Consider the following 21749-nt stretch of genomic DNA (forward strand, 5'->3'; position numbering starts at 1 on the left):
GTCAGAGTTCGTTGTCCAGCAGGGCGAACATGTCGTCGATGGTGTCCACTTCCAGGTCCGCTTCGCCGTCGGACGGCCGGACCCGGTCCTGCCACAGGGCGACCAGGTTCCGCAGCTTCGTCTCGACCTCGGCGGGGTCAGCGGCCGAGACGTCCACTGTGGACAGCTCGGCGGCGAGCCGGTCGATCCCGGACGCCAGGCCGGTTTCCGCCTGGTCGGCGGCGGGCACCACTTCGGACTGCAGGTACTTGGCCAGGTCGTCGGGGGTCGGGTAGTCGAAGATCAGCGTCGCGGGCAGGCGCAGGCCGGTGGCCGCGTCGAGCCCGTTGCGCAGCTCGACCGCGGTCAGCGAGTCGAAGCCCAGCTCGGTGAACGCCTTGGCCGGCTCGATCGCGTCCGGGCCGGTGTGCCCGAGGGCCGCCGCGGCCTGGCCGCGCACCACCCCGAGCAGCACCAGTTCGGCGTCGGCCTGCGACAGCCCGGCGAGCCGGCGCTTGAGCCCGTCCGCCTGCGCCGCCGCATCGACCGGGGCGGCCCGGCGCACCGAGCCGCGGACCAGGCCGCGCAGCAGCGGCGGCACCGGCCCGGTCGCCGAGCGCAGGCCGGCCACGTCCAGCTTGACCGGCACGGAGACCGGCTCGGCCAGGGTGGTGGCCAGGTCGAACAGGGCCAGGCCCTCGGCCTGGTCGAAGCTGCCGACGCCGTCGCGGCCCATCCGGTCGGCGTCCGCTGCGTCGCCCATGCCGTCGGCCCACAAGCCGAAGGCGAGTGACGTCGCGGGCAGCCCCAGGCCGCGGCGGTGGTGCGCCAGGCCGTCGAGGAAGGTGTTCGCCGCGGCGTAGTTGGCCTGCCCCGGCGCGCCGAGCACCCCGGCGGCCGAGGAGAACAGCACGAACATGCCCAGGTCGCGGTCGCGGGTGAGCTCGTGGAGGTTCCACGCCGCGTCCACCTTGGGCCGCAGCACCTTCTCGAGCCGCTCGGGGGTGAGCGCGGTGAGCAGGCCGTCGTCGAGGACACCGGCCGCGTGCACCACACCGGTCAGACCCGGGGTGCGGTCCAGTACTTCGGCGAGCGCGTCGCGGTCCGCGGCGTCGCACGCCTCGATCCGCACGGTCGCGCCCAGCCCGGTCAGGTCCGCCGCCAGCTCGGCCGCGCCCGGGGCGTCCGGGCCGCGGCGGCTGGTGAGCACCAGGTCCCGGACGTCGTGCTGCGTGACCAGGTGGCGGGCCAGCACGGCACCCAGGCCGCCGGTGCCGCCGGTGACGAGCACCGTGCCGGTCGACGGCCGCCGCGGCACGGTCAGGACGACCTTGCCGACGTGCTTGGCCTGGCTGAGGAAGCGCAGCGCCTCGGGGGCGCGGCGCAGGTCCCAGGTGCGGACGGGCAGCGGGGTGAGCGTGCCTTCGGCGAACAAGACCATCAGCTCCTCCCACATCTGCGCGATCCGGCGGTTGCCCGCTTCGATCACGTCGAACGCCCGGTAAGTGACCTCCGGATGGTGCCCCGCGCCGGCGCCGTCCGGGCGGACGTCGGTCTTCCCCATTTCCACGAACCGCCCACCGCGCGGTAACAGGCGCATCGAGGCGTCGATGAACTCGCCGGTCAGGGCGTTGAGCACGACGTCGACACCGCGCCCGCCGGTGGTCTCGCGGAACTTGTCCTCGAACGCGAGGGTCCGGGACGACGCGATGTGGTCGTCGGGCAGCCCGGCCGCGCGCAGGACGTCCCATTTGCCCTCGCTCGCGGTGCCGAACACCTCGGCGCCGAGGTGGCGGGCCAGCTGCGTGGCCGCCATGCCGACGCCGCCGGCCGCGGCGTGGATGAGCACCGACTCGCCCTTCTGCAGGGCACCGAGGTCGGCCAGCGCGTAGTAGGCCGTCAGGTACACCAGCGGCACGGACGCGGCCTGCTCGAACGTCCAGTCGTCGGGCATCTTCGCCAGCAGGTCCCGGTCGGCGAAGGTGATCGGGCCGAAGCCGCCGTGGACCAGGCCCATCACCCGGTCGCCGACGGCGAGATCGTCCACTTCGGACCCGACCTCGGTGACGACGCCGGCGCCCTCGTAACCGATGCGGCCGGCGTCACCCGGGTACATGCCGAGCACGTTGAGCACGTCGCGGAAGTTGGTCCCGGCCGCGCGGGTGGCGATCCGGACCTCCCGCGGAAGCAGCGGTTCCACAGCCTCGGGGAACGGCTCGAACGAGAGCCGCTCGAGGGTGCCCTTGACGACGCTGTCGAGGCGCCAGGCCGGTTCGTGCCACGGCGGCACGAGGTCCGGCGACGACGCCGCGGTCAGCAGCCGCGCGGCGTGGACGACCCCGTCGCGCACGGCCAGCTGGGTTTCGTCACCCAGTACGGCGAGCGCGGTCTCGACGTCGGCTTCGGCCGCGTCGAGCAGGACCAGGCGTCCCGGGTGCTCGGACTGGGCGCTGCGGACCAGGCCCCAGACCGCGGCGGCGGCCGGGTTCACGGTGTCCGAAGTGGACACGGCCACGGCGTTCTCGGTGCGGACGACCAGCGTCTCCGCGTCGTTCGCCAGCCACTCCTGCAGCTTCGCCAGCGTGCTCCGCAGCAGGGCGTGCGTGGCCGCCGGGGTGTCGCCACTCTCCGGTACCGCGGGCAGAATCTCCAGCGCCGGAACCGGGCCGGACTCGGTGGTGACCGGGCTCCAGCCGAGCCGGAACAGATCGTCCGAAGTGGACTGATCCGCCGGGCCCAGGTCGGTGACTTCGCGCAGCAGCAACGATCCCACGGTCAGGACCGGCGCTCCGGCGCCGTCGGTGAGTTCGAGGCGCACCGAGTCGGTGCCGGTGGTGGCGACCCGCACCCGGGCGGCGGTGGCGCCGGCCGCGTGCAGGACGACGTCCCGCCAGAGGAACGGCAGCCGGGTCTTGGTGGTATCGCCGGTCGGGAGCAGGCCGATCGCGTGCAGCGCGGCGTCGAGCAGGGCCGGGTGCAGGCCGAACTTCCCGGCGTCGCCGTGGGCGGCGGCGGGCAGTTCGAGGTCGGCGCAGACGTCGTCGCCGACCCGCCACGCGGCGGTCAGACCTCGGAACACCGGCCCGTACTGCAGACCGGCCTCGGCCAGCCCCGGGTACAGCTCCGTGACATCCAGGGCCTCGGCCCCGGCGGGCGGCCACTCCCCCGAAGCGGCACTTTCACGTGAAAGTGACGCTTCCAGGAGGCCGGTCGCGTGCTCGGTCCAGGGGGCGTCGGCGAGGCGGGAGTGGACGGACACCGGGCGGCGGCCGTCGTCGTCCGCGGCGCCGACCACGACCTGGACGGCGAGGCCGCCGGTCTCCGGCAGCACCATCGGCGCGGCGAGGGTCAGCTCGGTGACGCGGGCGCAGCCCAGCTCGTCGCCGGCCCGGACGGCGAGTTCGACGAGCGCCGCGCCGGGGACCAGGACGGTGCCGAGCACCGCGTGGTCGGCCAGCCACGGCTGGGCCGCGCGGGAGAGCCGGCCGTAGCCGACCAGGCCGTCCTCGCCCGCGGTCGGCACGGTCGCGCCGAGCAGCGGGTGCCCGGCCGCGGCCAGGCCCAGCCCGGCGGCGTCACCGCTGGTGGCGGGCGGGTCGAGCCAGAACCGCTCACGTTGGAAGGCGTAGGTCGGCAACGGCACCGCGCGGGCGTCCGTGCCCGCGAAGAACGCCGTCCAGTCGACGTCGGTCCCGGTGGCGACGAGCTTGCCGAACGCCGCCGCGGCGGTCTGGCGCTCGTCGCGGTCCTTGCGCAGAACCGGCACGAAAATCGCGTCGGGGGCGCTGTCGGCGCCCATGGCCGAGAGCACGCCGTCCGGGCCCAGCTCGGCGAACCGGGTGACCCCGGCCGTGGTGAGCGCGCGGACGCCGTCGGCGAACCGGACCGGCTCCCGCACGTGCCGCACCCAGTACGCCGGGTCCGTGAAGTCGGCGTCGCCGGTCACGGTGGAGACGATCGGGATCCGCGGCTCGGCGTAGGTCAGGCTCTCGGCGACCGCAGCGAACTCCGCCAGCATCGGTTCCATCAGCATCGAGTGGAACGCGTGCGACACGACCAGGGCTTTCGTGCGGCGTGCGCGTTCGGCGAAGAGCGCGGCCACGGCGTGCACCGGACCGTCCACACCGGACAGTACGACGGCGTTCGGTCCGTTGACCGCGGCCAGGCCGACCTCGTCGGTCAGGTGCTCACGGACCTCGTCCTCGGTCGCCTGGACCGCGACCATCGCGCCGCCCTCGGGCAGTGCCTGCATCAACCGGCCCCGCGCCTCGACGAGCTTGGCCGCGTCCGCCAGCGAGAACACCCCGGCCACGTGCGCCGCGGCGATCTCGCCGATCGAGTGCCCGGCCAGGAAGTCCGGCCGGATGCCCCACGACGCCACGAGCCGGAACAGCGCGACTTCGAGCGCGAAGATCGCGGGCTGGGCGGTCTCGGTGCGATTGAGGACGTCCGCGTCGGTGACGTCGCGGACGGCGGGCAACAGCGCGCAGACCTCGTCGTAGACCGCCGCGAACACCGGGAACGCCTCGTACAGCCCGCGGCCCATGCCGAGCCGCTGGGAGCCCTGGCCGGTGAACAGCACTGCAAGCTTGCCCTCGGTCGCCCGGCCGGTGACGACCTCCGGGGTGACCCGGCCACCGGCGAGAGCGGCGAGCCCGGCGCGGACGTCACCGCTGACCACGGCCCGACGTTCGAACGCCGAACGCGTGGTGGCCAGGGAGAACCCGATGTCCACCGGGTCCGCGAAGCCGACCGTGCCGAGCAGCCGCTCGGCCTGGGCGCGCAGCGCGTCGTCCGTGCGGCCGGTCAGCACCCACGGCAGGAGCGCGGGGGCCGTCGGCGTCCGGTCCGGCGCGGGGGCGTCCGGGGCCTGTTCCAGGATGACGTGCGCGTTGGTGCCGCTGATGCCGAACGCCGACACCGCCGCACGCCGCGGGCGGCCGTCCGCCGGCCAGGGCCGCGACTCGGTGAGCAGCCGGACCGCGCCTTCGGACCAGTCGACGTGCGGGGACGGCTCGTCGACGTGCAGGGTCGCGGGCAGCACGCCGTGGCGCATCGCCTCGACCATCTTGATGATCCCGGCGAGCCCGGCCGCGGCCTGGGTGTGCCCGATGTTGGACTTGACCGAGCCGAGCCACAGCGGCTCGTCGCGCTCCTGGCCGTAGGTGGCCAGCAGGGCCTGAGCTTCGATCGGGTCACCCAGCGCGGTGCCGGTGCCGTGCGCTTCGACGGCGTCCACAGTGGACGACTCGACGCCGGCGGCGGCCAGGGCACGGCGGATCACCCGCTGCTGCGACGGCCCGTTCGGCGCGGTCATGCCGTTGGACGCGCCGTCCTGGTTGACCGCGCTGCCGCGAACCACGGCCAGGATGCGGCGGCCGTTGCGGCGGGCGTCGGAAAGCCTTTCCAGGAGCAGGAAACCCGCGCCCTCGGCCCAGGCGGTGCCGTCGGCCGCGGCCGCGAACGGCTTGCAGCGGCCGTCGGCGGCCAGGCCACGCTGACGGGAGAACTCGATGAACGGGTTGGGGCTCGACATGACGGTCGCGCCGCCGACCAGCGCCAGTTCGCATTCTCCCGAGCGGAGGGCCTGCGCCGCCCAGTGCAGGGCGACCAGCGACGACGAGCACGCCGTGTCGACCGACACCGCCGGGCCTTCCAGCCCGAAGGTGTAGGCGACCCGGCCGGACAGCACACTGCTCGCGCTGCCGGTGCCGAGCAGGCCCTCCAGGCCGTCCGGGGTGGCGGCCAGGCGGGACGCGTAGTCGTCGTACATCACGCCGGCGAACACACCGGTGGCACTGCCGCGCAGCCGCGCCGGGTCGATGCCGGCGCGCTCGAACGCCTCGTGCGCGGTCTCCAGCAGCAGCCGCTGCTGCGGGTCGACGGTGACCGCCTCCCGCGGCGAGATCCCGAAGAACTCGGCGTCGAAGTCGGCGGCGTCGTGCAGGAAGCCGCCTTCGCGGGAGTAGCTGGTGCCGGTGTGGTCGGGGTCCGGGTGGTAGAGGCGCTCCAGGTCCCAGCCGCGGTCGGCGGGGAACGGCGTGATCGCGTCGGTCCCGTCGGCGACCAGCCGCCACAGGTCCTCCGGCGAGCTGACCCCGCCGGGGAACCGGCAGCTCATCGCGACGATGGCCAAGGGCTCGTCCGGCTCCGCCACGCGGATCGGCTGCACGTCCACAGTGGACGTACTGCCGACCAGTTCGGACTGGACTTGGGTCGCCAGCGCCATCGGGGTCGGGTGGTCGAACACCAGCGTCGCGGGCAGCCGCAGGCCGGTCGCCTCGCCGAGGCGGTTGCGCAGTTCGACGGCGGTGAGCGAGTCGAAGCCGAGTTCGGTGAAGGCGCGGTTCGCCTCGACCGACGTCGCCGTGCCGTGCCCGAGGACGTCGGCGACCTGGCCCCGCACGAGGTCGACCAGGTGGGAGAGCTGATCGGCGGGGCTCAGCTTGGCGAGCGTCGCGGTGAGCCCGGCGGCGGCCGCGGCGTTGGCGGCGCCGCGCCGCTTCGGGACGCGTACCAGCCCGCGCAGGGCCGGGGCGGGCTCGGTCGTGCGGGCCAGCGTGCGGAGAGTGGCCAGGTCGAGCTTGACGGGCACCGGGACCGGCGTCTCGGCCGCGAGGGCCGCGTCGAACAGGGCCAGGCCCTCTTCGTCGGTGAGCGCGCCGAACCCGGCGCGGGCGAGCCGGTCCACATCGGACTGACCGCCCATGCCGTTGGCCCATAGGCCGTAGGCCAGGGACTTGCCGGGCAGGCCTTGGGCGTGACGTCGCTGGGCGAGGTCGTCGAGCAGGGCGTTGGCCGCCGCGTAGCTGGCCTGGCCCGGGCCGCCGAGGATGCCGGAGACCGAGGAGATCAGGACGAACTGGCTCAGCGGCCGGTCGGCCGTCAGCTCGTGGAGCGCGTACGCCGCCTCGGCCTTGGGCCGCAGCACGGTGTCGAAGCGCTCCGGCGTCAGCTCGGTCAGGACACCGTCGTCGAGCACACCGGCGGCGTGCACGATCCCGGTGAGGTCGCCGATCCCGTCGAGCAGCGCGGCCAGGGCCTCGCGGTCGGTGACGTCGCAGGCCACGACGTCGGCGCCGAGTTCCTCGGCCAGCCCGGCCGCGCCGGGCGCGTCGAGCCCGCGACGGCTGGTGAGGACCAGCTTCGTGACGTTCGGGGCGAGGTGCCGGGCGATCGCGGCGCCCACACCACCGGTGCCGCCGGTGATCAGGACGGTGCCCTCGCCCCAGACCGCGGGCTCGCCGGTGGCCGCCCGGGTGAGCCGGGGGACCTCGGTGGCGCCGTCGCGGACCCGGACCTCGGGTTCAGTGGTGACGCTCTCGCCGTCCACCAAGGTGAACCGGCCCGGGTGCTCGGAGGCGGCGGTGCGGGCCAGACCACGGACCGCAGCACCGGCCGGGGTGTCGCCGGTCTGGATGACCATCCGCGTGGCCTGGTCGTCGGCGAGGAACTCCTGGACCGCGGCCAGCGTCGCGGCCAGGGCTTCGCGCGGCTCGCCGTCCGGGGCGCGGAACACGGAGACGTCCTCAGTGGACTCACCGTTGGCGGGCACCTCGGTCCAGGTCAGCTCGTAGAGCGAGTCCGTGCCGCGCGGCCGCCGGGCCTCCGCGGTCCGGACGGTGACCGTGCCGAGGGTGGCGACCGGCGCACCGGTCGTGTCGGTGGCCAGCACGGACACGCTGCCGGGTCCGGCCGGGGTCACGCGCACCCGGAGCGCGGTGGCGCCGGTGGCGTGCAGGGTGACGTCGCCGAACAGGAACGGCAGGCGGGTGCCCTCCCCCGGGGTCAGGCCGAGCGTATGCAGCGCGGCGTCCAGGAGCGCGGGGTGCAGGCCGAAGCCGTCGACGTCGGTGCCCTCGGGCAGCTCGACCTCCGCGTACACGGTGTCGCCGTCGCGCCAGGCGGTGGTGAGCCCGCGGAACGGCGGCCCGTACTCGAGCCCCGCCGCGGCCATATCGGCGTAAAGCCCATCCAGAGCGACCGGCTCGGCGGCCGGCGGCCACTCCCCCAGGCCGTCACTTTCACGGGAAAGTGACGGGGTCAGGGTGCCGGTCGCGTGCTCGGTCCACTCTCCCTGCGGGGCGCGTGAGTGCACCGAGACCGGACGTCGTCCACCCGTACCGGCCGCGCCGACGAGCACCTGGACGTCGAGGGCGCCGTGCGGCGGCAGGACCATCGGTGCGGCCAGGGTCAGTTCCTCCACGGTCGCGCAGCCGGCTTCGTCACCGGCGCGGACCGCGAGTTCCAGCAAGCCCGTGCCGGGGACGAGGATTTCGCCGAACGCGGCGTGCCCGGCCAGCCACGGGTGCGTGGCCGCCGAGAGGCGGCCGGTGAGGACCCAGCCGTCGCCGTCGGCGAACGGCACGGCGGCCCCCAGCAGCGGGTGGCCGGCGGGCTGAAGCCCGGCGGCGCCGACGTCACCTGCGCCGGAGCCGGCCGCGAGCCAGAAGCGGCGGCGGTCGAACACCGAGGTCGGGACGTCGACGACCCGGGCGCCGGTCGGGCGGAACACGGCGGCCCAGTCGACCGGGACACCACGGGTGAAAGCGGCGGCGAGCGTGGTGAGGACGTTCTCGGCCTCGTCGCGGTCGGCGCGCAGGAACGCGGCCGCGAAAGTCTCCGGGCCGTCGTCGGCGAGCGGGGTCAGGACCGCGGCCGGGCCGGCCTCGAGGAACTTGGTGACACCGGCCTCGCGCAGCCACGCCAGTCCGGCGGCGAACCGGACGGTCGAGCGGACGTGCTCGACCCAGTACTCCGGCTCGGCCACCCGACTCGTCCGTTCGCCATCCACAGTGGACACGAACGGGATGACGGGCTCGGCGAAGTCGAGTTCCCGCACCACGGCGGCGAACTCGTCGAGCATCGGCTCCATCAGGGCCGAGTGGAACGCGTGCGAGACGTCGAGGCGCTTGGTGCGGCGGCCGAGCTTCTCGAACTTCTTGGCCAGCTTCAAGGTCGGCGACAGCGCCCCCGACAGTACGATCGAGTCCGGGCCGTTGACCGCGGCCAGCGACACCTTCGGCGTCAGGTGCTCGCGGACCTCGTCCTCGCTCGCCTGGACCGCGACCATCGCGCCACCCTCGGGCAGCGCCTCCATGAGACGCCCGCGGGCCTCGACGAGCTTGGCCGCGTCGGCCAGGGACACCACCCCGGCCACGTGCGCGGCCGCGATCTCGCCGATCGAATGCCCGGCGACGAAGTCGGGCACCACACCCCACGACTCGGCGAGCCGGTAGAGCGCGACCTCCAGGGCGAAGATCGCGGGCTGCGCGGCGCCGGTGCGGTTGAGCGCGTCGGCGTCGGTGACCTCCAGCAGCCCGGGCAGGTGGGCGCGGACCTCGTCGTACGCGGCGGCGAACGCCGGGAACGCGGCGTAGAGCCCCTCCCCCATGCCGAGCCGCTGCGAACCCTGGCCGGTAAACAGGAACGCCGTCCGCCCGGGCAGGACGCGCCCGGTGACCACCGATCCGCCCGGCACCCCCGAAGCCAAAGTTTCCAGGCCCTCGCGGAGGTCGGCGTCGGTCGCGCCGAGCACCACGGCCCGGCGGTCGTGCGCGGTGCGGGTGGTGGCGAGCGCGAGACCGACGTCGACCGGTTCACCGTCGCGGCCGAGCAGTTGCCTGGCCTGGGTGCGCAGGGTTTCGTCGGAGCGGCCGGACAGCACCCACGGCACGAGCGCCGGGGCCACGACCTCGCGCGGCACCGGCGTCGCCGCCGGGGCCTGCTCCAGGATGACGTGCGCGTTGGTGCCGCTGATCCCGAACGACGACACGGCGGACCGCCGCGGGCGTCCGGTCTCCGGCCAGCCGCGGCCCTCGGCCAGCAGCTCGACGTCCCCGGCTTCCCAGTCGACGTGCGGGCTCGCCTCGCCCAGGTGCAGCGACGGTGGCAGGACGCCGTGCCGCATGGCCTGGACCATCTTGATGATCCCGGCGACGCCCGCGGCGGCCTGCGTGTGGCCGAAGTTGGACTTCACCGAGCCGAGGTACAGCGGCTCGCCGTCACGTTCACGGCCGTAGGTGGCCAGCAGCGCCTGCGCCTCGATCGGGTCACCCAGGGTGGTACCGGTGCCGTGCGCCTCGACGGCGTCCACAGTGGACGATTCGACGCCGGCCGCGGCGAGCGCCTGCCGGATGACACGTTGCTGCGACGGGCCGTTCGGCGCGGTGAGGCCGTTGGACGCGCCGTCGGAGTTGACGGCGGACCCGCGGACCACCGCGAGCACCGGGTGGCCGTTGCGGCGCGCGTCGGAAAGCCGTTCCAGGACGAGCATTCCGGCGCCTTCGGCCCAGCCGGTGCCGTCGGCGCCGGCGGAGAAGGACTTGCACCGGCCGTCGGCGGCGAGGCCGCGCTGGCGGGAGAAGCCGATGAACGTCTCGGGGGTCGCCATCACGGTGACGCCGCCGGCCAGCGCGAGGGAGCACTCTCCCGAGCGCAGGGCCTGCATCGCCCAGTGCAGCGCGACCAGCGAAGACGAGCACGCCGTGTCGACCGAGACGGCCGGGCCTTCGAGGCCGAGGGTGTAGGCGACGCGGCCGGACAGCACGCTGCCGGAGGTGCCGGTGCCGAGGAAACCCTCGACGTCGTCGGGGACGTCGCTGCCGAGGCGGGTGCCGTAATCGTGGTACATCACGCCGGCGAACACGCCGGTCGGGCTGCCCTTGAGCGACGCCGGGTCGGTGCCGGCGCGCTCCAGCGACTCCCAGGCGACCTCGAGCAGCAGGCGCTGCTGCGGGTCCATCGCCAGGGCTTCGCGCGGCGAGATGCCGAAGAACTCCGGGTCGAAGTCCCCTGCGTCGTGCAGGAAACCGCCTTCACGGGTGTAGGTCTTGCCCGCGCGGTCGGGATCGGGGTCGTAGATGCCGTCGACGTCCCAGCCGCGGTCCTCGGGGAAGCGCGTCACGCCGTCGCGGCCCGCGGCGACGAGGTCCCACAGCTCCTCCGGCGACGTGACGCCGCCCGGGTAGCGGCAGGCCATGCCGACGATGACGATCGGGTCGCCGTCGGCGCGCGCCGGCGTGAACACCGGGGTCGCGGCGTCCGGCTCGTCGAGCAGCTCGGCGAGCAAGAACTCGGCCAGGGCGAGGGGCGTCGGCTGGTCGAAGGTGAGGGTCGCGGGCAGGCGCAGGCCGGTGGCCGTGCCGAGGCGGTTGCGGAACTCGACCGCGGTCAGCGAGTCGAAGCCGAGGTCGCCGAAGGCGCGGTCGGCCTCGACGGCGTCGGGGCTGGTGTGGCTGAGGACGTGCGCGGCCTCGGTGCGGACCAGCTCGGTGAGCAGCCGCACGCGCTCGGCGGCGGGCAGCCCGGCCAGCCGCTGGCGCAGCCCGGCCGCTTCCGCCTCCTCCGCCGCCCGGCGCCGCCGCGGCCGGACCAGGCTCCGTAGCACGTGCGGGACCTCGGTCTCGGCGCGCAGCGCGGCCAGGTCCAGCTTGGCCGCGACCGGACGCGGGTCGTCGCCGAAGGCCAGGACGTCGAACAGGTCCAGTCCGGTTTCGATGGCCAGGGCCGCGCCGTCGCGGCCTTCGCCCATGCCGGTTTCCCAGAGGCCGTAGGCGATCGACGTCCCGGGCAGGCCCCGGGCGCGGCGGTGCGCGGCGAGGCCGTCGAGGTAACCGTTGGCCGCGGCGTAGTTCGCCTGGCCGGGCGCGCCGAGGGCGCCGGCGATCGAGGAGAACGTGACGAACAGCTCGAGGTCACTGGTGAGTTCGTGCAGGTGACGGGCGGCGTCGGCCTTCGGGCCCGCGACGGCGGCGAGCCGCTCGGGAGTCATGGAGGTGAGGACGCCGTCGTCGAGCACCCCCGCGGCGTGGACCACGCCGGTCAGGTGCTGCCCGGCCAGCAGGGCCTCCACCTGGGCGCGGTCGGCAACGTCGCACGCGGCGAACGTCACCTCGGCGCCCAGCGCGGTCAGCTCCTCGCGCAGGGCCTCCGCACCCGGAGCGTCGGCGCCCCTTCGCCCGGCCAGCAGGAGGTGCCGGACGCCGTGGCGCTCGACGAGCCGCCGGGCCACGTGGGCACCGAGCCCGCCGGTGCCGCCGGTGACCAGGACGGTCCCGTCGAGGGTCCAGTCCGGGTCCGCGGTGGCGCGGGTGCGGACCAGCCGCGGGACGCGCAGGCCGTCCTCGGTCAGCTTCACCTCGGGCTCACCGGTGGCGGCCGCGGCGGTGACGTCGCCGGTGCCGTGCACCAGGACGAACCGGTCCGGGTACTCGGCCTGGGCGCTGCGGACCAGTCCGGCGACGGCGGTGTGGGCCGGGGTGTCGCCGGTGAGCTGGACGACCAGGCGGTCTTTGACGGCCTGCAGCATGCCGAGCACCACGTCGACCGGGGTGTCCTCGAGGACTTCGTAGACGGTGACGTCTTCGCCCTGCGACGGCGTGGCGACCGGGATCCAGTCGAGGCCGAACACGGCGTCGGAGGTGGCGCTCGGCAGCGGGCCGTCACCGACCGGGCGCAGACTCAGCGAGTCCACGGAGAGCACGGGCGCGCCGGTGCCGTCGGTGACGTGCAGCGCGACGGCGTCGGTGCCGGCCGGGGTGAGCCGGGCGCGCAGGGTGCTCGCGCCGGTGGCGTGCAGGCGCAGGCCGGCCCACGAGAACGGCAGCCGCGCCGGGCCGCCGGTCAGGCCGACGGCGTGCAGGACGGCGTCGAGCAACGCCGGGTGCAGCCCGAACCCGCGGACGTCGGTGCCCTCGGGCAGGGCGACCTCGGCGAAGACGTCGTCACCGCGTCGCCAAGCCTTGGTCAGCCCCCGGAACGGGTCACCGTAGGCGAGGCCAGCCTCGGCAAGGGTGGCATAGAAGCCGTCGAGGGACGCCGGTTCGGCCCCCGCCGGCGGCCACTCCGAGGCGGCACTTTCACGTGAAAGTGCCGCTTCGGCGGTGAGGGAGCCGGTGGCGTGCAGGGTCCAGTCGGCGTCCTGCTCCCGGGAGTGGATGGTGAGCGTCCGGCGGGCGGCATCGTCCGAAAGGGACACTCGCAGCTGGACCGGAGTCTTCGTGAGCACCAGGGGTGCCTGCAGGGTCAGCTCTTCGACGGTGCCGCAGCCGACCTCGTCCCCGGCCCGCACCGCCAGCTCGGCGAACGCGGTCCCGGGCAGCAGCACGGCGTCGCGCACGCGGTGCCCGGCCAGCCACGGCTGCTCGTCCAGCGAGAGCCGTCCGGTGAGCACCAGCCCGCCGCGCTCGGGCAGCGCGACGGCCGCGCCGAGCAGCGGGTGGTCCAGCGCGCCGAGTCCTAGCGCGGTGGCGTCCCCGGCCCCCGGCGGGGCCAGCAGCCAGAAGCGGCGGCGCTGGAACGGGTACGTCGGCAGAACGGCGGTACGAGCACCGCTGCCGTCGAAGTAGCGGTCCCAGTCGACCGGCCCGCCGGCCGCGTGCACCGCGCCCAGGGCCGACACCGCGGCGCGGGCCTCGTCCTGGTCCTTGCGCAACGCCGGGACAAACACCGCGTCGGCGGCGGAGTCGGCGCCCATCGCGGACAGCACCGCGTCGGGGCCGAGTTCGAGGAACGCCGTGACGCCCTCGGCGGCCAGCCGCTCGACGGCGTCGGCGAACCGGACCGGCTCGCGGACGTGGGTGACCCAGTACTCCGGGTCGGTGAGGTCGGCGCCGGCCGCGACGGTCGACACGATCGGGATGTGTAGTTCGTTATACGTCAGGCTCCGCGCGACTTCGGCGAACTCGGCGAGCATCGGCTCCATCAGCGCCGAGTGGAAGGCGTGCGACACCACGAGGTGCTTGGTGCGGCGGCCGTCCTGGGCGAACCGCGCGGCGACCGTCCGCAGTGCACTGTCCACACCGGACAGGACGACGGCGTTCGGCCCGTTGACCGCGGCCAGCGAAACCTCGCCGGACAGGTACTCGCGCACCTCGTCCTCGGACGCCTGGATCGCGACCATCGCGCCGCCCGCGGGCAGGGCCTCCATGAGACGTCCGCGCGCCTCGACGAGCTTGGCCGCATCGGCCAGGGAGAACACCCCGGCGACGTGCGCCGCGGCGATCTCGCCGATCGAGTGCCCGGCGAGGAAGTCCGGCCGCACGCCCCACGACTCGTAGAGCCGGAACAACGCCACTTCCAGGGCGAAGATCGCGGGCTGGGCGGTGCCGGTGCGGTTGAGGACGTCCGCGTCGGTGACGTCGCGGACGGCGGGCAGCAACGCGCTGACCTCGTCATACGCGGCCGCGAACGCCGGGAACGCGTCGTAGAGCCCGCGGCCCATGTCCAGGCGCTGGGAGCCCTGGCCGGTGAACAGCATCGCGAGCCGCCCGGTGACGGCGCGGCCGGTGACGACGTTGGCCGCCCGGCCGGTGTCGGCGAACGCGGCCAGCCCGGCCCGCAGCACCGCCGGGTCGGCCCCGACGACGACCGCGCGCCGCTCGTGCGCGGTGCGGGCGGTGGCGAGGGACCAGGCCACGTCGAGGGGGTCGGCCGTCAGCTCGGCCAGCTGTGCGGCCTGGGCCCGCAGGGCCTCCTCGGACCGGCCGGACAGCACCCACGGCAGCACCGCGGGCCGGGCACCGGGCTCCGGAGTGTCCTCTTCGGACGGAACGTGCTCCAGCACGACGTGCGCGTTGGTCCCGCTGAAGCCGAACGACGAGACGCCGGCGCGGCGCGGGCGGCCGGTCTCCGGCCAGCTCGCGGACTCGCCGGCGACGCGGATCGCCCCGGCTTCCCAGTCGACCTGGGCCGACGGCGCGTCGACGTGCAGGGTCGCGGGGACAACCCCGTGGTGCATCGCCTCGACCATCTTGATCACACCGGCGACGCCGGCCGCGGCCTGCGTGTGCCCGAAGTTCGACTTGACCGAGCCGAGCAGCAGCGGCTCGTCGCGGTCCTGGCCGTAGGTGGCCAGCAGGGCCTGGGCCTCGATCGGGTCGCCGAGGCGGGTACCGGTGCCGTGCGCCTCGACGACGTCGACGTCCGATGTGGACAGTCCGGCGTTGGCGAGCGCCTGGCGGATGACCCGCTGCTGCGACGGCCCGTTCGGCGCGGTGAGACCGCTGGACGCGCCGTCCTGGTTGACCGCGGATCCCTTGAGCAGCGCCAGAACCGGGTGTCCGTTGCGGCGGGCGTCGGACAGCTTCTCGAGCAGGACGAACCCGGCGCCCTCACCCCAGCTGACACCGTCGGCGCCGTCGGCGAACGCCTTGCAGCGGCCGTCGAGCGCCATCGCGTTCTGCTTGCTGAAGTCGACGAACGGGTCGGGGTTGGCCATCACGGTGACGCCGCCGGCCAGGGCGAGGGTGCACTCCCCCGACCGCAGGGCCTGGCTCGCCAGGTGCATCGCGACGAGCGAGGACGAGCACGCCGTGTCCACCGACACGGCCGGGCCTTCGAAGCCGAAGGTGTAGGAGACGCGGCCGGACATCATCGCGCCGGACGTCCCGGTGCCGAGGAACCCCTCGACCTCCTCGGGGATCTTCGTCAGCCGGGACGCGTACTCGTGGTAGATCGCGCCGGTGAAGACGCCGGTGTCGCTGCCGCGCAGGGTGCCCGGCGGGATGCCGGCGCGTTCGAAAGCCTCCCAGGCGATCTCCAGCAGGAGGCGCTGCTGCGGGTCCATGGCGAGCGCTTCGCGGGGCGAGATGCCGAAGAACTCCGGGTCGAAGTCGCCCGCGGACGGCAGGAAACCGCCGGTGCGGGTGTGCGAGACCCCCTGCTTGCCCGGGGTCTGGTCGAACAGCGCGGCCAGGTCCCAGCCGCGGTCGGCCGGGAACTCCGTGAGGCCTTCGCGGCCTTCGGCCACCAGCCGCCACAGGTCTTCCGGCGTGTTCACGCCGCCGGGGAAGCGGCAGCTGGTGGCGACGATGGCGATCGGCTCGGCGTCGTCGGTGACGCGGGCCTGGGCCCGCGGCCCGGCGGTGAGGTCGCCGAGCAGCTCCGAGCGCACGTAACCAGCGAGGGCCACGGGCGTCGGGTGGTCGAAGATGACCGTGGACGGTAGCCGCAGGCCGGTCGCGGCGCCGAGGCGGTTGCGCAGCTCGACGGCGGTGAGCGAGTCGAAGCCGAGGTCCATGAAGCCGCGGCCGGGCTCGACGGTGGCCGCCGTGACGTGCCCGAGCACGAGCGCGACCTGGGTGCGGACGAGGTCGAGGAGTTCGCGGTCCTGGTCGGCCTCGGTCAGCGCGGCCAGGCGCCGGGCCAGCGACGAGTCCTGCCCGGATTTCGCGGTGCGACGTCCGGGTTTGACCAGCGCGCCGAGCAGCGGCGGGAGTGGGCCGGACGCGGCCAGCTTCGGCAGGTCCAACTGCACCGGGATGGCGAGGGGCGCCCCGGCGGCGAGGGCGGCGTCGAAGAGCGCGAGGCCGTCCTCGACGGCGAGGGCGGGCGTGCCGCCGGCGCGCAGCCGCGCGAGGTGGGCCTCCCCCAGGGTCTCGGCCATGCCCGCGGCCCACGGGCCCCAGGCGAGCGACTGCCCGGCCAGACCGAGCGAGCGGCGGTGGGCGGCGAGGCCGTCGAGATAGCCGTTGGCGGCGGCGTAGTTGCCCTGACCAGGTGCGCCGAGGACCCCGGCGGCCGAGGAGAACGTGACGAACAGGTCGACGTCCCCGGCGAGTTCGTGCAGGTGGCGGGCCGCGTCGGCCTTGGGCCCGAAGACGTGGTCCAGCCGCTCTTGGGTGAGAGCGTCGATGGTGCCGTCGTCGAGAACACCGGCGGCATGCACGACCCCGGTGAGGTCGACGCCTTCGAGGAGCGCTTGGACGGCCTCCCGGTCGGCGACGTCGCAGGCGACCACTTCGGCGTTCAGCTCGGCGGCCAGCTCCCGCGCACCCGGGGCGTCCAGGCCACGACGGCTGGTGAGGATCAGCTTGCGGACGCCGTGCTGGGCCACGAGGTGCCGGGCGATCAGCGCGCCGAGACCACCGGTCCCGCCGGTGATGAGGACCGGCTTCTCCGGGTCCAGGGTGCGCGGCAGAGTGAGAGCGACCTTGCCGATGTGCTTGGCCTGGCTCAGGAATCGGAACGCCTCACGCGCTTCGCGGACGTCCCAGGTGCGGACCGGCAGCGGGGTGAGCGCGCCCGTGGCGAACAGCTCGGTGAGCGCGTCCCACATCTGCGCGGTGCGCTCCGGGCCCGCGTCGATCAGGTCGAACGCCTGGTAGTGGACGTCGTCCGGCTCGCGGATGTCGGTCTTGCCCATCTCCAGGAACCGGCCGCCGGGAGCCATCGTGCGGATCGACGCGTCGATGAAGTCGCCGGCAAGGGCGTTCAGGACGACGTTGATGCCGCCGAACCGCTGCTCGAAGTCGAGGGTGCGGGACGACGCGATGTGGGCGTCGTCGAGCCCGGCGTCGCGCAGGACGTGCTGCTTGCCTTCGCTCGCGGTGCCGTAGACCTCGGCGCCCAGGTGGCGCGCGAGCTGCGTGGCGGCCATGCCGACCCCACCGGCGGCGGCGTGGATGAGGATCGACTCGCCCTGCTCCAGCCCGGCCAGGTCGACCAACGCGTAGTACGCGGTCAGGAACACCAGCGGGGTCGACGCGGCCTGCTCGAACGTCCAGTCCGCGGGCTTGCGGGTGATCATCGGCCGCTCGGCGACCGCGACCGGGCCCGCGCCGCCGGAGACGAGGCCCATGACCTCGTCGCCGGGGCGCAGGTCTGTGACGCCGTCACCGACCTCGAGGACGGTCCCGGCGAACTCGCTGCCCAGCAGCCCGGCCTCGCCGGGGTACATGCCGAGGGCGTTGAGGACGTCGCGGAAGTTGAGCCCGGCGGCGCGGACGGTGACACGCACCCCCTGCAGCCCCAGGGGTTCTTCGGCGACCGGTTCCAGGGTGAGGTGGTCGAAGGTGCCCTTGCCGGACAGCCCGAGCCGCCAGTTCCCGGCCGGCGGCAGGAGCCGCTCGGGGGTCACCAGCCGCGGCACGCGCAGCTCGCCGTCGCGGACGGCGACCTGCGGCTCGCCCGCGGCCAGGACGGCGTCGGTCAGCTCGTCGGCGTCGGCCAGGAGGAACCGGTCCGGGTGCTCGGACTGGGCGCTGCGGACCAGACCCCACACAGCGGCGGCAACCGGGTCCACATCGGACCGTCCGGTGTGGACGAGCAGTTTCGCCTCGGCGAAGCGGTCTTCGGCGAGGAACGTCTTGAGTACGTCCAAGGTCTCGCCGACGACGGCGTGGACGTCGTCGCCCTCCGCGCGGTGGACGACGACGTCGGCGACCTCCGGCCAGCGGGCCCAGCGTGGGGCCTCGCCGGTGGCGGCAATCGGCTGCCAGGCCAGCTCGTAGAGGCCGTCGCGAGAAGCGGTGGGACGCAGCTGCGCGGCCGAGACCGGGCGGACGACCAGGGAGCCGACGGTCGCGACCGGCGCACCGGTCCCGTCGGCCACCCGCAGCGTCACGGCGTCGGTGCCGGACGGGGTGAGCCGGACGCGCAGCTCGGCCGCGCCGGAGGCGTGCAGGACGACGTCGCTCCAGGCGAAGGGCAGCCGTGCCGGGCCGTCGCCATCGGCGAGGGCGTGCAGGGCCGCGTCGAGCAGCGCGGGGTGCAGGCCGAAGCGGCCGGCCTGGTCACGGGCGTGCTCGGGCAGGGAGACCTCGGCGTAGGTGTGCTCGCCGTCGCGCCACAGCGCGCGGAGCCCCTGGAAGGTCTCGCCGTACTCGAGGCCGTTCGCGGCCAGCTCGGCGTACCGGCCGTCGAGGGAAACGGCCTCCGCGCCCGGCGGCGGCCACGCGGCCAGATCCCAGTCCGATGTGGACGCGGCAGGGGCGAGGGCGCCGGTGGCGTGCAGGGTCCAGTCGCCCGCGCCGTGCGGTCGCGAGTGGACGGTCAGCGGGCGGTGGCCGGACTCCTCCGGCGTCCCGGCCCAGAGCTGCACCTGCACCGCGCCGCTTTCGGGGAGCACCAGCGGCGTCTGCAGCGTCAGCTCTTCGAGCACTGCCAGGCCGGTCTCGTCGGCCGCGCGTACGGCCAGCTCGACCAGCGCCGTGCCGGGGACGACGACCTGGCCGTGCACCGCGTGCTCGGCCAGCCACGGGTGCGTGCGCAGGGAAAGGCTGCCGGTGAACAGGAACCCGCCCGCGTCGGCGACCGACACGGCCGCGCCGAGCAGCGGGTGGTCGAGGGAGCCGAGGCCGAGCCCGGCCGCGTCCCCCGCGGCGTGCGTCGCGGGCAGCCAGTAGTGCTCGCGCTGGAACGGGTAGGTGGGCAGGGCGACCGGCGCCGCGCCGTCGAGCATCGCGGCCCAGCCGACGGTCCCGCCGTGCACGTACACCGCGGCCAGCGCGGCGATCAGCGTATCGACCTCGGGGCGGTCGCGGCGCAGCGCGGGGACGAACAGGCCGTCGGCGCTGTCCTGGCCCGCGGCCGAAAGAACGCCGTCCGGGCCCAGTTCGAGGAAACGGGTGACCCCGGCGTCGGCGAGCGCGCGGACGCCGTCGGCGTACCGGACGGCCTCGCGGACGTGCCGGACCCAGTAGCCGGGGTCGGTGATCTCGGCGGTGGCGGCGATGCGGCCGGTGACGTTCGAGACGAGCGCGATCTTCGGCGTCCGGTAGGTGATCCGCCGGGCGACCGCGGCGAACTCGTCGAGCATGCCGTCCATCAGTGCGGAGTGGAACGCGTGCGACACGGTGAGCTGCTTGGTGCGGCGGTCGTTGAAGACCGCCTGCACCTGGCCCACGGCGTCCTCGGTGCCGGAGACGACGATCGCGCGCGGGCCGTTGACCGCGGCGACGTCCGCGCCCGGCACCAGGGCCGCGCGGACCTCGTCTTCGGTCGCCTCGATCGCGCACATCGCGCCGCCCCGCGGCAGCGCGCTCATCAAGCGTCCCCGTGCGGCGACCAGCTCGGCGGCGTCCTCGAGGGACCAGACGCCGGCGACGTGCGCCGCGGCCAGCTCGCCGACGGAGTGGCCGATCAGGAAGTCCGGGACCACACCCCACGACTCGACGAGCCGGTAAAGCGCGACCTCCAGGGCGAACAGCGCGGGTTGCGCGTTCCCGGTGTCGTTCAGCGCGGCAGCGTCGTCGCCGAAGACGACGTCGCGGACGCCGGGCAGCAGCGCGCAGACCTCGTCGAAGGCCGCGGCGAACGCCGGGTACGCGTCGTACAGCTCACGGCCCATGCCGAGCCGCTGGGACCCCTGGCCGGTGAAGGCGACGGCGAGCTGCCCGCCGGTCGCTTCGCCGGTGGTGGCGCCGTCCGCGATCGCGGTCAGCCCGGCCCGCAGCTGCGTGAGGTCCGTCCCGGTGACGACGGCGCGGTGGCCGAACGTCGCGCGGGTGGCGGCCAGGGACCAGCCGATGCCGGCCGGGTCGCCGTCGACGTCCAGCAGCGCGCGGGCCTGGGCGCGCAGGGCCGCCTCGGTGTGTCCGGAAAGGACCCACGGCACCACCGGGACGTCGGGTACGTCCACTGTGGACTTGTCGACGGCGGGCGCCTGCTCCAGCAGGACGTGGGCGTTGGTGCCGCTGATGCCGAACGACGAGACACCGGCGCGGCGGTTCTCACCGTCCCAGGCGCGGGCGGCGGTCAGCAGCTCGACGGTGCCGGGCGACCAGTCGACCTGGGGGCTCGGCGCGTCGATGTGCAGGCTGGCGGGCAGGACGCCGTGCTGCAGGGCCAGGACCATCTTGACGATCCCGGCGACACCGGCGGCGGCCTGGGTGTGGCCGATGTTCGACTTGACCGACCCGAGCAGCAGCGGGCCGCGTTCGCCGCGGTCGCGGCCGTAGGTGGCCTGCAGGGCCTGGACCTCGATCGGGTCGCCGAGGGTCGTGCCGGTGCCGTGCGCCTCGACGACGTCGACGTCCTTCGTGGACAGTCGCGCGTCGGCCAGCGCCTGGCGGATCACGCGTTGCTGGGACGGGCCGTTGGGCGCGGTGAGGCCGTTGGACGCGCCGTCCTGGTTGACCGCGGTGCCGCGGACGACCGCGAGGACCGGGTGGCCGTGGCGCTGAGCGTCGGAAAGCCGTTCCAGCACGAGCATGCCGGCGCCCTCGCCCCACGCGGTGCCGTCCGAGGAGGCCGCAAACGCTTTCACCAGGCCGTCGCGGGCGAGGCCGCGCTGGCGGGAGAACTCGATGAACGCGTCCGGGCTCGCCATCACCGTGGCCCCACCGGACAACGCGAGGTCGCACTCGCCGGCTCGCAGCGCGCGGACGGCGAGGTGCAGCGTGACCAGCGACGCCGAGCACGCCGTGTCGACGGTGACCGAAGGGCCTTCCAGGCCGAGGACGTAGGAGATCCGTCCGGAAAGGACACTGCCGGAGATGCCGGTGCCGAGGTACCCCTCGACGCCTTCGACGCCCTTGGGCAGGTCGCGGCCGTAGTCCTGGCCGTTGGTGCCGACGTACACCCCCGCGCGGCTGCCGCCCAGCGACGCGGGATTGATCCCGCTGCGCTCCAGGGCCTCCCACGTCGTCTCCAGCAGGAGGCGCTGCTGCGGGTCCATCGAGACGGCTTCGCGCGGCGAGATGCCGAAGAACTCGGGGTCGAACTCGCCGGCGCCGTCGACGAACCCGCCGCGGTCGACGTAGCTGGTGCCGAGGTGGTCCGGGTCCGGGTCGACGAGCGCGCCGACGTCCCAGCCGCGGTCGCCGGGGAACCCGGTGATGCCGTGGTCCCCGGCGGTCAGCATCGCCCAGAACTGTTCCGGGGAGCGGACGCCGCCGGGGAACCGGCAGCCCATCCCGACGATCGCGATCGGCTCCGCCGCGCGTTCTTCCAGCGAGGCGAGGCGGCCGCGCGTGCGCTGCAGCTCACCGGTGACTCGCGTCAGGTAGTCGCGAAGCTTGTCGTTCTCACCCACGGTGTCCCCACTC

At 74.5% G+C, this 21749-nt stretch carries 1 protein-coding gene; it reads right to left on the reverse strand.

All coding sequences use genetic code 11. From position 1 onward, the window contains the following. Position 1: 1 nt before the first annotated feature. On the reverse strand, positions 2 to 21736 hold the full coding sequence (locus VA596_RS47620; RefSeq protein ID WP_323337138.1) for an SDR family NAD(P)-dependent oxidoreductase: 21735 nt from the start codon (positions 21734 to 21736) through the stop codon (positions 2 to 4). Positions 21737 to 21749 lie beyond the last annotated feature (13 nt).

This window comes from Amycolatopsis heterodermiae, assembly GCF_034929455.1.
Taxonomy (GTDB): domain Bacteria; phylum Actinomycetota; class Actinomycetes; order Mycobacteriales; family Pseudonocardiaceae; genus Amycolatopsis; species Amycolatopsis heterodermiae.